This is a genomic window from Streptomyces sp. NPDC001443, from assembly GCF_053597355.1.
This window is the reverse complement of the sequence record NZ_JBSFIA010000036.1, coordinates 66,840-79,792: the sequence shown is the minus strand read 5'-3', so window position 1 is coordinate 79,792 and position 12,953 is coordinate 66,840. Positions and strand designations below refer to the sequence as shown.

The 12,953-nt window shown below is 72.4% G+C and carries 14 protein-coding genes and 1 riboswitch; of the genes, 10 read left to right on the top strand and 4 right to left on the bottom strand.

Annotation, left to right across the window (positions count from 1 at the left end; translation table 11 throughout):
* Window positions 1–5: 5 nt before the first annotated feature.
* The gene (locus ACWC24_RS30950; RefSeq protein ID WP_450666191.1) at window positions 6–935 is read right to left on the bottom strand and encodes an LLM class F420-dependent oxidoreductase; all 930 of its coding nucleotides are present in this window, start codon (window positions 933–935) and stop codon (window positions 6–8) included.
* 82 nt (window positions 936–1,017) lie between these two features.
* Entirely contained in the window at window positions 1,018–1,734 is a 717-nt protein-coding gene (locus ACWC24_RS30945) for a DUF5995 family protein (protein WP_450666190.1), read from the bottom strand.
* Between the two features lie 174 nt (window positions 1,735–1,908).
* Between ACWC24_RS30945 and ACWC24_RS30940 the strand changes: the two genes are divergently transcribed.
* Window positions 1,909–3,018, top strand: a complete 1,110-nt coding sequence (locus tag ACWC24_RS30940; protein WP_450666219.1) for a glycoside hydrolase family 6 protein — start codon at window positions 1,909–1,911, stop codon at window positions 3,016–3,018.
* On the opposite strand, the gene ACWC24_RS30935 is transcribed toward ACWC24_RS30940, so the two are convergent.
* A complete protein-coding gene (locus ACWC24_RS30935) occupies window positions 3,000–4,418 on the bottom strand; it encodes a uracil-xanthine permease family protein (RefSeq protein ID WP_450666189.1) in 1,419 nt (472 codons plus the stop codon). The two genes, ACWC24_RS30940 and ACWC24_RS30935, sit on opposite strands and share 19 nt — an antisense overlap.
* A 179-nt stretch (window positions 4,419–4,597) precedes the next feature.
* Between ACWC24_RS30935 and ACWC24_RS30930 the strand changes: the two genes are divergently transcribed.
* On the top strand, window positions 4,598–5,056 hold the full coding sequence (locus tag ACWC24_RS30930; RefSeq protein WP_450666188.1) for an acyl-CoA thioesterase: 459 nt from the start codon (window positions 4,598–4,600) through the stop codon (window positions 5,054–5,056).
* Here the strand turns inward: ACWC24_RS30930 and ACWC24_RS30925 are convergent.
* Window positions 5,016–6,227 (bottom strand): MFS transporter, encoded by a 1,212-nt coding sequence (locus ACWC24_RS30925; RefSeq protein WP_450666187.1) that lies wholly within the window; start codon window positions 6,225–6,227, stop codon window positions 5,016–5,018. The genes ACWC24_RS30930 and ACWC24_RS30925 overlap by 41 nt on opposite strands.
* Window positions 6,228–6,386: 159 nt before the next feature.
* Between ACWC24_RS30925 and ACWC24_RS30920 the strand changes: the two genes are divergently transcribed.
* From ACWC24_RS30920 to ACWC24_RS30885, 8 genes are all read left to right on the top strand, one after another.
* A complete protein-coding gene (locus tag ACWC24_RS30920) occupies window positions 6,387–7,571 on the top strand; it encodes an ROK family transcriptional regulator (RefSeq protein ID WP_450666186.1) in 1,185 nt (394 codons plus the stop codon).
* A gap of 331 nt (window positions 7,572–7,902) precedes the next feature.
* Window positions 7,903–8,033: riboswitch (FMN riboswitch) on the top strand.
* A 147-nt stretch (window positions 8,034–8,180) separates the two neighbouring features.
* Window positions 8,181–8,786, top strand: a complete 606-nt coding sequence (locus ACWC24_RS30915; protein ID WP_450666185.1) for a riboflavin synthase — start codon at window positions 8,181–8,183, stop codon at window positions 8,784–8,786.
* The gene (gene pnuC, locus ACWC24_RS30910) at window positions 8,783–9,427 is read left to right on the top strand and encodes a nicotinamide riboside transporter PnuC (RefSeq protein WP_162469339.1); all 645 of its coding nucleotides are present in this window, start codon (window positions 8,783–8,785) and stop codon (window positions 9,425–9,427) included. The genes ACWC24_RS30915 and pnuC overlap by 4 nt, the downstream gene beginning before the upstream one ends.
* The gene (locus ACWC24_RS30905; protein ID WP_450666184.1) at window positions 9,424–10,722 is read left to right on the top strand and encodes a bifunctional 3,4-dihydroxy-2-butanone-4-phosphate synthase/GTP cyclohydrolase II; all 1,299 of its coding nucleotides are present in this window, start codon (window positions 9,424–9,426) and stop codon (window positions 10,720–10,722) included. The genes pnuC and ACWC24_RS30905 overlap by 4 nt, the downstream gene beginning before the upstream one ends.
* Before the next feature lie 21 nt (window positions 10,723–10,743).
* Entirely contained in the window at window positions 10,744–11,229 is a 486-nt protein-coding gene (gene ribH / locus ACWC24_RS30900) for a 6,7-dimethyl-8-ribityllumazine synthase (protein ID WP_162469340.1), read from the top strand.
* 34 nt (window positions 11,230–11,263) lie between these two features.
* On the top strand, window positions 11,264–11,536 hold the full coding sequence (locus tag ACWC24_RS30895; protein WP_450666183.1) for a phosphoribosyl-ATP diphosphatase: 273 nt from the start codon (window positions 11,264–11,266) through the stop codon (window positions 11,534–11,536).
* Window positions 11,537–11,614: 78 nt separating this feature from the next.
* Window positions 11,615–12,463, top strand: coding sequence for an ATP phosphoribosyltransferase (hisG, locus tag ACWC24_RS30890; protein WP_450666182.1), 849 nt, complete (start codon window positions 11,615–11,617; stop codon window positions 12,461–12,463).
* Between the two features lie 20 nt (window positions 12,464–12,483).
* Window positions 12,484–12,939 carry a PH domain-containing protein gene (locus ACWC24_RS30885; protein WP_450666181.1) on the top strand — a complete coding sequence of 152 codons (456 nt, stop codon included), beginning with the start codon at window positions 12,484–12,486 and terminating at the stop codon, window positions 12,937–12,939.
* The last annotated feature ends 14 nt before the right edge of the window (window positions 12,940–12,953 follow it).

The window sequence follows — 12,953 nt, the reverse complement described above, 5'->3', positions numbered from 1 at the left end:
CGGGCTCAGACTCCCGCCGCCCGAGACTTCTCGTAGACCTCCGCCGCCACGTCCTTCAGTTCCTGCGCGTCCCGCGTCTCGGACTGGAGGTCGACGAGGATCTCGTCGAGACCGACCTCGGCGTGCGCGGCGAGGTCCTCGACGATCTGGTCGACGCTGCCCTGGAACGGAGCCCGGCGGGCCCCGGAGTGACCCTGGGCCAGGTAGCGGGCGTTGGTGCGCAGCACTGTCCGGATCGGCCTGGTGCGCCCGCGTTCGGCGGCCAGATCCTGCAACGCGCGCCACTCCGCGGCGAGTTTCTCCGCCCCCATGCCCACCGGCAGCCACCCGTCGGCGTGGTCGACCAGCCGGCGCTGTGCCCGTCCCGGGCCCGCCGCCAGCAGGATCGGGATCGGCCGGACGGGCTTGGGGCCCACGACCGCCGGGGCGATCTTCGTGATGTGGCCGTCGTACGACACCGGGTCCGGGCCCCAGACCGCGCGGCACACCCCCACCAGCTCGTCCAGGGCCGCGCCGCGCTCCTCGAACGGGCGCACCGACGACGCCGCGTACTCGTCGTGCGACCAGCCCGTGCCGAAGCCCGCGAGGACCCGGCCGCCGCTGGCCGCGTCCAGCGTGGCGAGCGTCTTGGCGAGCTGGAACGGCACGTGCAGCGGGGCGACCAGCACACTGCTGCCCAGCTCGACCCGCTCGGTGGCCGCCGCGGCGAGGGTGAGGGTGACCAGCGGTTCGGCCACCCCGCGGTACCCGTCGGGCCAGGGCAGGCCCTCGATGCCGTACAGACCCTGCGTGGCGGGTTCGGGGACGAGGAGCCGCTCGTAGACCCAGAGACTGTCGTAGCCGATCGCCTCCGCGGTGCGTGCCACGTCCGGCACGTCCCGGCCGAGGTCGTACTTCCGGTTCTGCGGAAGACCGAGTCCGAGCTTGGTCGCCATGCCCAATTGCTCCTTCGACACAGGGTGCGGTTCTGTCGAACGTACAACGCGCATACGGCGGTTGAGACGTCCGGCGCCGGGATCAGGCCACCGGCGCCGCGGATCGGTGCGGCAGCGGGGTCAGCAGCATGCGGCCCGCCAGACCGACCGCCGCGTCCAGGCGCTCGGCGAACTCCCTGGCCAGGTCGGGCAGTGCGCGCAGCGCCCACAGGGCCCGCGCCGCCGACCAGGCGGCGTCCCGGGCGCGTTCCAGGCTCCAGGAGCCGAGCAGATGGGCCAGCGGATCGGCGATCCGGAACAGGTCGGGACCCGGCGTCAGCTCGTCGCGGATGCGCTCCTCCAGCGATCCGAGCAGTTCGCCCACGCGGTCGAACTCGTCCTCCAGAGCGGCGGGTTCGCAGCCGAGCGTACGACAGGCGTCCACGACGGCGAGCGCCAGATCGTGACCGATGTGCGCGTTGATGCCCGCGAGCGCGAACTGCACGGGACGTACACCGGGATGGCGGCGGAGCTGGAACAGCGGCCGCCAGCAGGCCGGTGGACGACGCCCGTCGGCCACCGCGTCGACCGCCGTCAGATAGCGCTCCGCGAACCGGACGTCCAGCGTGATCGCGGCCCGCGGGTCCGCGAACTCCCCACGGTCGATGTGCCGGTCGACCTCCTCGGTGACCGTGAGGTAGACGCGGTTGAAGACGGCGATCCCGTCCCGGGCTTCCAGGGACGCGTCCAGGGCGCGCATACGGGAGACCACGGTGTCTACGGAAGCTACGGAAGCGGTGAACTGTTCCAATTGCGCCATGGGGGCAGGGTCCCAGTCCTAGGCTCTGCGCAGTGCCGGCGGGCCCGACGCTTCCCCAGAACGGGGGAACGATCCCGTCGTGCGGGAGAGGGGATCAGCACCTTGGCAGGCTTACGTGCCCAGCGCCCGGCCGAGCGCGAGGACCGGCGCGGCGGCGCCGTCGGGCGGGGGAGCATGGTCGCGCTCGCGTCCGTGGTGGTGGCCGTCGCCGCCGTGGCCGGGTTGACGTCCGCGCCGGGCGGGGCCCGGGGTTCCGACGAGGCCCGGCCCGGTCCGGCCGGTTCACCGACCCTGGGATCGTGGTCGGCCGTGCCGCCGGCCCCGTCGGCCGAGGCCTCGTCCTCGCCGTCCCCGAAGCCGAAGGCGAGTCCCACCGCGACCCCGACCAGGGCCCGACGGACCCCCGTGACCGCCGCCGTGTCGTCCCGCCTCTACCACCACCCCGACTCCCAGGTGGACGAGTGGGTCCACGACCACCCCGGGGATCCCCGCGCGGCCGTCATCGAGTCCCGGATCGCCGAACAGCCGGCGGCGGTGTGGTTCACCGACGCCGAGGCGACGGACACCACCGCGCGGGTCCGCGAGGTCACGGCGGCGGCCACCGCCTCGGGCCGGGTGCCGACCGTCGTCGTGTACGCGATCCCGGACCGCGACTGCGGCGGAGCATCCGAGGGCGGGGCGTCCGACCTCGACGCCTACGACGGCTGGATCGACGACGTCGCCGCCGGGCTGGGCTCCGGCGAGGTCATGGTGGTCCTGGAACCCGACGCGGTCGCGCAGTCCGACTGCCTCTCCGCCGCCGACCGCGGCGCCCGCTTCGCCTCGCTGGCCCGGGCCGGCCGGGTCCTCAAGGGCGCCGACCCGCGGGCCCGGGTCTACTACGACGCCGGCCACTCGGCCTGGAACCCCGCGGCGCAGCAGGCGGCCCTGCTCAGGCAGGCGGGTGCCGCGTCGCCCGCCTCCTCCGACGGCGTCTTCAGCAACGTCTCCAACTTCCATCGCACCGCCGACGAGATCGCCTACGACCGTGCGGTCCTCGACGCCCTCGGCGGCCCGGCGGGCCTCGGCGCGGTGATCGACACCAGCCGCAACGGCAACGGCGCCCCGGCCGACGGGCAGTGGTGCGACCCGGACGGCCGGAAGATCGGCCGGGCGCCCACGCTGAACACCGGCGAGGGCCGCATCGACGCCTACCTGTGGGTGAAGCTGCCGGGGGAGTCCGACGGCTGCAAGGGAGAGCCGGGGACGTTCAGCGCCTCGTACGCCTACGACCTGGCGCGCTGACCGCCACTGCCGCTGTCGCCGCCGCCGTCGGTGTCGTCGTACGTCGACGTGCCCGCGTCCAGCAGCGGCGTCTGGTACTTGAGATGGGCCGGCGCGAAGGCGCGCAGCGCGTGGTAGCCGGTGATGACGACCAGGGTGCCGAGGGCGATCCCGCTCAGCGAGAAGTGGGCGGTGAACTTCATGCTGACGTTGCCGACGCCGATGATGATGCCCGCCGCGGCCGGCACCAGGTTCAGCGGGTTGCGCAGGTCCACCCGGCCGTTCAGCCAGATCTGGGCGCCGAGCAGTCCGATCATGCCGTACAGGATCACCGTGATGCCGCCGAGCACCCCGCCCGGGATCGCGGCGACGACCGCGCCGAACTTCGGGCACACGCCGAACAGCAGGGCGAAGCAGGCGGCGGCCCAGTAGGCGGCGGTCGAGTAGACGCGGGTGGCGGCCATCACGCCGATGTTCTCGGAGTACGTGGTGTTGGGCGGACCGCCCACCGCGGTCGACAGCATCGAGGCCGCGCCGTCCGCCGAGATCGCCGTGCCGAGCTCGTCGTCCAGCGGGTCCCCGGTCATCTCGCCGACCGCCTTGACGTGTCCGGCGTTCTCCGCGACCAGCGCGATGACGACCGGCAGCGCGACCAGGATCGCCGACCACTGGAACGACGGCCCGTGGAACGACGGCAGCCCGATCCAGTCGGCCTTGCCGACGCCGGACAGGTCCAGCCGCCAGTGGTCGGTGAGCTTGCCGCTCGCGTCCACCGAGTGGATCTTCCCGAAGATCGCGTCGAAGGCCCAGGAGATGCCGTACCCGAAGACCAGGCCCAGGAAGATCGCGATGCGGGACCAGAAACCACGCAGACAGACGACCGCCATACCGGTGAACAGCATCACCAGCAGGGCCGTCCACTGGTCCTGCGGCCAGTACGTGGAGGCGGTGACCGGGGCCAGGTTGAAGCCGATCAGCATCACGACCGCGCCGGTCACGATCGGCGGCATCGCGGCGTGGATGATCCGCGCCCCGAAGCGCTGCACGGCCAGTCCGACCAGGAACAGGGCGACGCCGACGACGAAGACCGCGCCGGTCACCGTGGCGCTGGTGCCCCCCTGGGCCCGGATCACCGCGGCGACCCCGACGAAGGACAGCGAACAGCCCAGGTAGCTGGGCACCCGGCCGCGGGTCGCGAGCAGGAAGATCACGGTGGCGACGCCGGACATCATGATCGCGAGGTTCGGGTCCAGGCCCATCAGGACGGGGGCCACGAAGGACGCGCCGAACATCGCCACCACGTGCTGGGCGCCGAGCCCGACCGTGCGGGGCCAGGACAGCCGCTCGTCGGGCCGGACCACCGCGCCCGGCGCCGGAGTGCGTCCGTCCCCGTGCAGTTTCCAGCGGACACCGAGATCCATGGTGCGGGTTCGCTTTCGTCGGAAGGTACGACCGTCCGCACCATTGTCGGGGACAGGGCTGGTCAGGGCCTTTTCTGGGAGACCGGGCGGGTGGGGGTGAACGGGGCCGCCCCGGTCCGGCTGCTGAGCGTCCGCTTAGGATGGACGTAAGCGTCTCAACTGTGTCAGGAGCACCACCCGTGACCGCCGAAGCCCCGACTGCCCCCGCCCTCTCCTACGGCCGACTCGTCCCCGTCACCGTCCACTTCGACGACCTCGACGCCCTCGGCCTGCTGCACAACGCCCGATACCCGCTCATGGTCGAGCGGGCGTGGAGCGAGCTGTGGCAGGAGCACGGCATCCGGTTCGACGGCGACTGGGCGGCGGCCGGGGACGCCTGCAACGCGGTCCGGGAACTGCGGATCAGCTACGACGCCCCGGTCACCCGGACCGGCACCTACGCCGTCCACCTCTGGCTGGAACGGCTCGGCAACACCGGTCTGACGTACGGGTTCCGGTTCTGCTCGGCGGACGGGGCGGTGACCTACGCCCAGGGCGCCCGGGTGCTGGTCCGGCTGGACGCGGCGACGCTGCGGCCCGCGCCGTGGAGCGAGCGGTTCAGGGCCGCGGGTCGGGAACTGCTGCGGGCCGCGGACTGACCGTGGGCCGGTCGCGCTCACCGGCCCGCAGCACGCCCGCGAACACGGCGAGCCCGCAGGACAGCGCGGTCACCAGGCAGAACGACACCATCAGGCTGGTCGCCTGGGCGACCCCGCCGATCAGGCTCGGCGCGATCAGCCCCGAGGTGTAGGTGATCGTCGCGACGCCCGCGATGGCCTGGCTGGGGTTCGGTCCGCTGCGGCCCGCCGCCGCGAAGCACAGCGGTACGACGACCGCGATACCGAGCCCCATCAGCGCGAACCCGCCCATCGCCACGGCCGGATGACCGGCCACCACGACGAGCAGGCCGCCGAGCGTGGCCAGGACACCGCCCGCGCGGACCGTGCGCACCGCGCCGAAGCGGTCCACCGCCGCGTCCCCGAGGATCCGGGCCGCCGCCATGGTCAGCATGAAGCCGGTGGTCGAGGCCGCGGCGAGGCCCGCCGACGCCTCCAGCCGGTCCCGCAGGTACACCGCCGACCAGTCGAGGCTCGCGCCCTCGGCGAACACCGCGCAGAAGCCGACCGCGCCGATCAGCAGCGCCGACCGCGGCGGCAGCGCGAACCGCGGCGGCGGCTCCTCGTCCTCGGCCGGCTGGAGGTCCAGCACCCAGCGGCAGGCGAGCACGCCGAGCAGGGTGAGGATCACGGCGGCCGCCGCGAAGTGCAGGCGCGCGTCCGATCCGAGATGGGCGGCGAGCGTGCCGGCCGCCGAGCCGACCAGGGCACCCGCGCTCCACATGCCGTGCAGCCCGGACATGATCGACTTGTCGAGCAGCCGCTCGACCTCGACACCCAGCGCGTTCATCGCGACGTCCGCCATGCCCGCGCTCGCCCCGTAGACGAACATCGCCAGGCACAGCGTGTACAGGTTGGTCGCCAGGGCGGGCAGGATCAGCGACACCGTCCACAGCGCGATCAGGCCGCGCAGGGCGTTGCGGCTGCCGAGGGTGTGGCTGATCCGGCCGGCCAGCGGCATGGCGCAGGAGGCGCCGAACGCCGTGAAGGCCAGGGCCAGCCCGAGCTGGCCGGTGCTGAGCGAGGCATGGTCCTGGATCCATGGCACCCGGGTCGCGAACGAGCCGGTGACGGCGCCGTGCACGGCGAACACGGCCGCCACGGCGTACCGGGCGCGCCGCACCTCGGACGCCTCGTAGACCACTGCACTCATTCTCGGGCCCCTCCCGGACGTGTGTATCCCTGTAGTGATTGCCCTGGCGCCGACGTAAATTATCAGGAACCCTGCCTGATAGAAAGAGGTCATCAGGCCTCACGGAGCGAGGGGCAGGTGCCCGCCGTGCGGTCGCGTCGATCTGGGAGGATTCCCGGCATGCCCGCATCCCCGAGCACCGCCCGGGCCATCAACGACCGGCTCGCCCTGCGGCTGTTGCAGGAAGGTCCGTTGACGGCGGGGCAGTTGAAAGAGCGCACCGGTCTGTCCCGGCCGACCGTCGCCGACCTCGTCGAACGACTCACCGTCTCCGGCCTGATCGCGGTGGTGGGCGAGTCCGGGGAGCAACGGCGCGGCCCGAACGCCCGGTTGTACGGCATCGTCGCCGACCTCGCCCATCTCGCCGCCCTGGACGTGCGCACCGAGAGCGTCGCCGTGGTCGTCTCCGACCTGCTCGGCGAGGTGCTCGCCGAGGCGTCGGTGCCGATCGGCGGCGACACGGACACGGGACCGGCCCTCGAACAGGCGGTCGCGCTGGTCGAACGGGTCGCCAAGGAGGCCGGTGTCGACCGGCTGCACACGGTCGGCATCGGCGCCCCCGGTCTGATCGCGCCGGCCACCGGTGAACTGCGCGACTCCACGGGCCTGCCCGAATGGCACCGCCGCCTGGTGGCCGCGCTCCAGGAGCGGTTCCCGGACGCCCGGGTCCTGGTCGAGAACGAGACCAACCTCGCCGCCCTGGCCGAGCAGCGCGACGGCGCGGCCCGCGACCGCGACACCTTCGTGCTGCTCTGGCTCGGCCACGGCACCGGCGCGGCCGTGGTCCTCGACGGCGTCCTGCGCCGGGGCGCCTCCGGCGGCACCGGGGAGATCGGCTTCCTGCCGGTGCCGGGGACCGGCGGGCTCCCCTCGGCCACGGGCTGCGACGGCGGTTTCCACGCCCTGGTGGGCTCGGAGGCGATCACCGACCTCGCCGCGGAGCACGGCATCCTCGCCGCGCCGACCGCCCGCGAACCGCGGGCCGCCGCCCTGGTGGCCGAGGCGGTGTCCGCGTCCGGCGTCGCCGCCGACCGCTTCCTGGACGCGCTGGCCGGCCGGATCGCCGTCGGGGTCGCCTCCGTCGCCGCCGTGCTGGACCCGGGCTGCGTGGTCCTCGGCGGCGAGGTGGGGCGGGCCGGGGGCGAGGCGCTGGCCGCCCGGGTCGCGGGGCGGATCCGCGCGCTGTCCCCGCTGCCGACGGAGGTGCGGGCCGGCCTGCTGGGCGGTGCGGCGGTGCTGCGGGGGGCGCTGCTGACGGCGCGCGAGTCGGCCCAGCGGCAACTGTTCGGACCGGGGGAGCCGTAGCGCGCCCCCGGGCGAAGGGCCGTGGCGCGCCCCCCGACGAAGGGCCGTAGCGCGGTCCTGGGGGCCGGGAGGCGGGCCGGGGCGCGCGATTTGGGGCGGCCCGGCGGCGGGCAAGGGCCTTCGTCACCGCCGCCGGGCATGAGCCGAACCCTAAAAAGGACTAGACCACTCCGTCAATAGGTATGGACCAGCCTCAAGTGGCCTGGGGTGACCGGGGTTTAGGCCCCCTGGGGTCGTTCGGGAAGCCCAGTGACGTCACTTGTGAGCCAACCCACACGGGTCGCTCGCATGGACACCGATCGACCGTGGCAGACTGGCCCTGTACCTAAAGCAGCGCACTCCGGGGTCGGTGAAAGTCCGAACCGGCGGTTACAGTCCGCGACCCGGTCGCTTCCAGCGGCCGGTTGACCAGGTGAAATTCCTGGACCGACGGTTAAAGTCCGGATGGGAGGCAGTGCGCGGCGGGCGGGCATTCGTGCGCGCCGCCGTATGTGCTCGTCCGTGCGGACGAGTCTGTCCGGCGTCGCCCCCGGTGTCGTAGTCCGTACTCTCTGTCGCTCTCGACAGGCCCCGGAGTCCGTGCCCCTATGTGGCAGGAGGACCCGGGAAGTGTTCACCGGAATCGTCGAAGAGCTGGGCGAGATCACCGCCGTCGAGAACCTCGGCGACGCCTCGCGCTTCCGGCTGCGCGGCCCCGTCGTGACCGAGGGCGCGAAGCACGGCGACTCCATCGCCGTGAACGGTGTCTGTCTCACCGTCGTCGAGCACGAGGGTGACGAGTTCACCGCCGACGTCATGGCCGAGACCCTCGACCGCTCCAGCCTCGGCGCCCTGGGCGTCGGCTCCCGCGTCAACCTCGAACGCCCCACCGCCGTGGGCGCCCGCCTCGGCGGCCACATCGTGCAGGGCCACGTCGACGGCACCGGCGAAGTGCTGGCCCGCACCCCCTCCGAGAACTGGGAGATCGTGAAGGTCTCGCTCCCCGCGGACCTCGCGCGCTACGTAGTCGAGAAGGGCTCCATCACGGTCGACGGCATCAGCCTCACCGTCGTCGAGGCGGGCCCCGACTACTTCACCGTCAGCCTCATCCCCACCACCCTCGCCCTGACCACGCTCGGCCACAAGCAGCCCGGCGACCCGGTCAACCTCGAGGTGGACGTCGTCGCCAAGTACGTCGAGCGTCTGCTCGCCGCCGGTCAGGGGGTCACCCGGTGAACTGGCTGAACTCCGAGGCCTTCGTCCTGCTCGACCAGCACATCAAGTGGTCGGACATGATAGGCAACGTGATCGGGCTGATCGCGCTGGCCTTCGGCTGGCGGCGCTCCCTGTGGAGCTGGCCCGCCCAGTTCGTCTCCGGCCTCATCCTGTTCGCGGCCTTCGCCACCGCCCACCTCTCCGGCAGCGCGGGCAAGCAGATCGTCGTCATGGTCGTCGCCGTCTACGGCTGGTGGCAGTGGAACCGCGGCAAGGGCCAGGGCGAGGACGGCCACATCGCCGTACGCTTCGCCACCTGGCGCGAGCGCGCGGTCCTGGTCGCGGCCGCCGCCGTCGGCACCGTCGCCGTGGCCCTGCTCTTCAAGGCCTACCCGTCCCTGTCCTGGGACCCCTGGCCGGACGCCTACATCTTCGTCGGCACCGTCGTCGCGATGTACGCCCAGGCCCGCGGCATGGTCGAGTTCTGGTTCGCCTGGCTGCTCGTCGACGTCGTCGGCGTCCCCCTGAACTTCGCCAACGGCTTCGCCTTCTCCGGATTCGTCTACGTCATCTACGGCGCGCTCGTCCTGTGGGGCATGCGCGACTGGTGGCTGCGGTCCCGCCGGGGTCCCCAGCCCGCTCTGGAAGGAGCACCGGCATGAACGCGGCACCTTTCCCGTACAACACCGACGGCCCCGACGACGTCGAGGACTTCGCGCTCGACCCGATCGAGCAGGCCATCGCCGACATCGCGGCCGGCCGCCCGATCGTCGTCGTCGACGACGAGGACCGCGAGAACGAGGGCGACCTCGTCGTGGCCGCCGAGAAGGCCACCCCCGAGATCGTCGCCTTCATGATGACCGAGTGCCGCGGCCTGATCTGCGCCCCCATGGAGGGCGAGGAGCTCGACCGGCTCCGGCTCCCGCAGATGGTCGAGGACAACACCGAGTCCATGAAGACGGCGTTCACCGTCTCCGTGGACGCCTCCGCCGAGCACGGCGTGAGCACCGGCATCTCGGCCGCCGACCGCGCGACCACCCTGCAACTCCTCGCGAGCGGGACCGCGCAGCCCACCGACCTGGTCCGCCCCGGCCATATCTTCCCGCTGCGCGCCCGGCCGGGCGGCGTCCTGGTCCGCAACGGCCACACCGAGGCCGCCGTCGACCTCGCCCGGCTGGCGGGGCTGCGCCCGGCCGGCGCGATCGTCGAGATCGCCGGCGAGGACGGCCGGATGCTGCGGCTGCCCGAGCTGATCCCGTTCGCCCGCAAGCACGGACTGACGATCATCTCCATCGAGGACCTGATCGCCTACCGGCGCTCCGCCGAACCCACCGTCCGCCGCGAGGCCGAGACCCGACTGCCCACCGTCCACGGCACGTTCACCGCGTACGGCTACCGCTCCACCGTCGACGGCGTCGAGCACGTCGCCCTGGTCCACGGCGACCTCGGCGACGGCCAGGACGTCCTGGTCCGCGTCCACTCCGAATGCCTCACCGGAGACGTCTTCGGCTCCCAGCGCTGCGACTGCGGCCCCCAGCTGGACGCGTCCCTGGAACGCATCCAGAGCGAGGGCCGGGGCGTGGTGGTCTATCTGCGCGGACACGAGGGCCGCGGCATCGGCCTGCTGTCCAAGCTGCGCGCCTACGAACTCCAGGAACGCGGCCACGACACCCTCGACGCCAACCTCGAACTCGGCCTGCCCGCCGACGCCCGCGACTACGGCGCAGGCGCGCAGATCCTCGCCGACCTCGGGGTGCGCGCCGTACGCCTGATGACCAACAACCCCGACAAGACCGCCGCGCTGGAGCGCCACGGCATCGAGGTCACCGGCCGCGAGCCGATGCCCGTGCAGGCGGGCGAGCACAACCTCCGCTACCTGCGCACCAAGCGGGACCGGATGGGGCACGACCTGCCCTGGCTGGACGCGCCCACCGCGTCCACCTGCGGCAACCAGTAAGAGACAGCACGAAGGAGAGACGTGAGCGGCAAGGGTGCACCGGAACTGTCCGTACGCAACGTGGGGGACCTGCGGGTCGCCGTCATCGCGGCACAGTGGCACGAGAAGGTGATGGACGGTCTGGTCGACGGCGCGCTGCGCGCCCTGCACGACCTCGGCATCGACGAGCCGACCCTGCTGAGGGTCCCCGGCAGCTGGGAACTCCCGGTCGCGGCCAAGGTCCTCGCGGGCCGCGGCTACGACGCGGTCGTCGCCCTCGGTGTCGTCATCCGCGGCGGCACGCCCCACTTCGAGTACGTGTGCCAGGGCGTCACCCAGGGCCTGACCCAGGTGTCCGTCGAGACCGGCGTCCCCGTCGGCTTCGGCGTGCTGACCTGTGACACCGAGGAACAGGCACTGGACCGGGCGGGCATCGAGGGCTCCAGCGAGGACAAGGGCCACGAGGCGGTGACCGCGGCGGTGGCGACCGCGGCCACCCTGCGTTCAGTATCCGAACCCTGGCACTGAGGTACCGGCGGGACCGCGTAGGGTGAGGACCACCATGTCCAAGAAGACTTTCGAGGAGCTCTTCACCGAGCTCCAGCACAAGGCCGCCACCGCCGACCCCGCCACCTCCCGCACCGCCGAGCTGGTCGGCAAGGGCGTCCATGCCATCGGCAAGAAGGTCGTCGAGGAGGCCGCCGAAGTCTGGATGGCCGCCGAGTACGAGGGCAAGGAGGCAGCCGCCGAGGAGATCTCGCAGCTGCTCTACCACGTCCAGGTGATGATGGTCGCCCGGGGGATCTCCCTGGACGACGTCTACGCCCACCTCTGAGCCGCACCCGCACCACCGTCCCCGTACGAAACTCCCCGTACGGCACTCCCGTACGACCGAGCGAAGGAAGCCGACCTCATGCTGCGCATCGCCGTCCCCAACAAGGGTTCCCTGTCCGGACCTGCGGCGGAGATGCTGCATGAGGCCGGCTACCAGCAGCGCCGGGAGTCCAAGGAACTGCGGATCGTCGACCCGGTCAACGAGGTCGAGTTCTTCTACCTCCGCCCCCGCGACATCGCGATCTACGTCTCCTCCGGCCGCCTCGACATCGGCATCACCGGCCGCGACCTGCTGGTCGACTCCGCCGCCGGGGCCGAGGAGATCCTGCCGCTCGGCTTCGCCCGCTCCACCTTCCGCTTCGCCGCCAAGCCCGGCACCGCGAACACCGTCCAGGACCTCAAGGGCCGCACGATCGCCACCTCCTACGAGGGCATCGTCGCCGCCTACCTCGCCGACCAGGGCGTCGACGCCTCCGTGGTCCACCTCGACGGCGCCGTCGAGACCGCCATCGAACTCGGCGTCGCCGAGGTCATCGCGGACGTCGTCGAGACCGGCACCTCGCTGCGCAACGCGGGCCTGGAGGTCTTCGGCGACCCCATCATGAAGTCCGAGGCCGTCGTGATCCGCCGCACCGGCGCGGACGTCGAGGAGCCCAAGGTCCAGCAGTTCCTGCGCCGCCTCCAGGGCGTCCTGGTGGCCCGGACGTACGTGATGATGGACTACGACTGCCGGGTCGAGCAGCTGGAGAAGGCCGTCGCGCTGACCCCCGGCCTGGAGTCCCCGACCGTCTCCCCGCTGCACAACGAGGGCTGGGTCGCCGTCCGCGCGATGGTCCCGTCCAAGGAGGCCCAGCGGATCATGGACGACCTGTACGACATCGGCGCGCGGGCCATCCTGACCACGGCCATCCACGCCTGCCGTCTCTGAGTCCGGGAAGCCGCACACCGATGTCCGACCTGCCCAGACTGCCCGTCACCTTCCGGCCGGGCCGCACCCGCGCCGTGCTGCTCGGCGCCGGTGTCGCGATCTTCGTGGTCATCTCCGCGGTCGCGATGCTGCTGGAGCAGCTCGGCCCGGGGGAGCGGCTCAGCTTCGTCCTCACCGGAGCCGTCATCTTCTGGGTGCTGGCCCTGCTCGCCCGGGTGAGGGTCGTCGCCGACGAATCCGGCGTCACCGTGGTCAACATCGCGAGCAGGCGCCGCCTGGCCTGGGCGGAGATCCTCCGGGTGAATCTGCGGGCCGGTGACCCCTGGGTCTTCCTCGACCTCAGCGACGGCACCAGCATGCCCGCGCTCGGCATCCAGCCCGGCATCGCCAGGCAGCGGGCCGTCGCCGACGCGCGCACCCTGCGCATGCTCGTCGAAGCCCGCTCGATCCGCGACCCGGAGCAACATCAGGGCTGACTCGGGGCCGTCCA

Excerpts from the sequence above, each read along its gene's own strand:
- ACWC24_RS30885 (WP_450666181.1), top strand. The coding sequence starts at position 12,484 with ATGTCCGACCTGCCCAGACTGCCCGTCACCTTCCGGCCGGGCCGCACC.
- ACWC24_RS30950 (WP_450666191.1), bottom strand. The coding sequence starts at position 935 with ATGGCGACCAAGCTCGGACTCGGTCTTCCGCAGAACCGGAAGTACGAC.
- hisG (WP_450666182.1), top strand. The coding sequence starts at position 11,615 with ATGCTGCGCATCGCCGTCCCCAACAAGGGTTCCCTGTCCGGACCTGCG.
- ACWC24_RS30925 (WP_450666187.1), bottom strand. The coding sequence starts at position 6,227 with ATGAGTGCAGTGGTCTACGAGGCGTCCGAGGTGCGGCGCGCCCGGTAC.
- ACWC24_RS30905 (WP_450666184.1), top strand. The coding sequence starts at position 9,424 with ATGAACGCGGCACCTTTCCCGTACAACACCGACGGCCCCGACGACGTC.
- ACWC24_RS30945 (WP_450666190.1), bottom strand. The coding sequence starts at position 1,734 with ATGGCGCAATTGGAACAGTTCACCGCTTCCGTAGCTTCCGTAGACACC.
- ACWC24_RS30940 (WP_450666219.1), top strand. The coding sequence starts at position 1,909 with ATGGTCGCGCTCGCGTCCGTGGTGGTGGCCGTCGCCGCCGTGGCCGGG.
- ACWC24_RS30935 (WP_450666189.1), bottom strand. The coding sequence starts at position 4,418 with ATGGATCTCGGTGTCCGCTGGAAACTGCACGGGGACGGACGCACTCCG.
- ACWC24_RS30920 (WP_450666186.1), top strand. The coding sequence starts at position 6,387 with ATGCCCGCATCCCCGAGCACCGCCCGGGCCATCAACGACCGGCTCGCC.
- ACWC24_RS30895 (WP_450666183.1), top strand. The coding sequence starts at position 11,264 with ATGTCCAAGAAGACTTTCGAGGAGCTCTTCACCGAGCTCCAGCACAAG.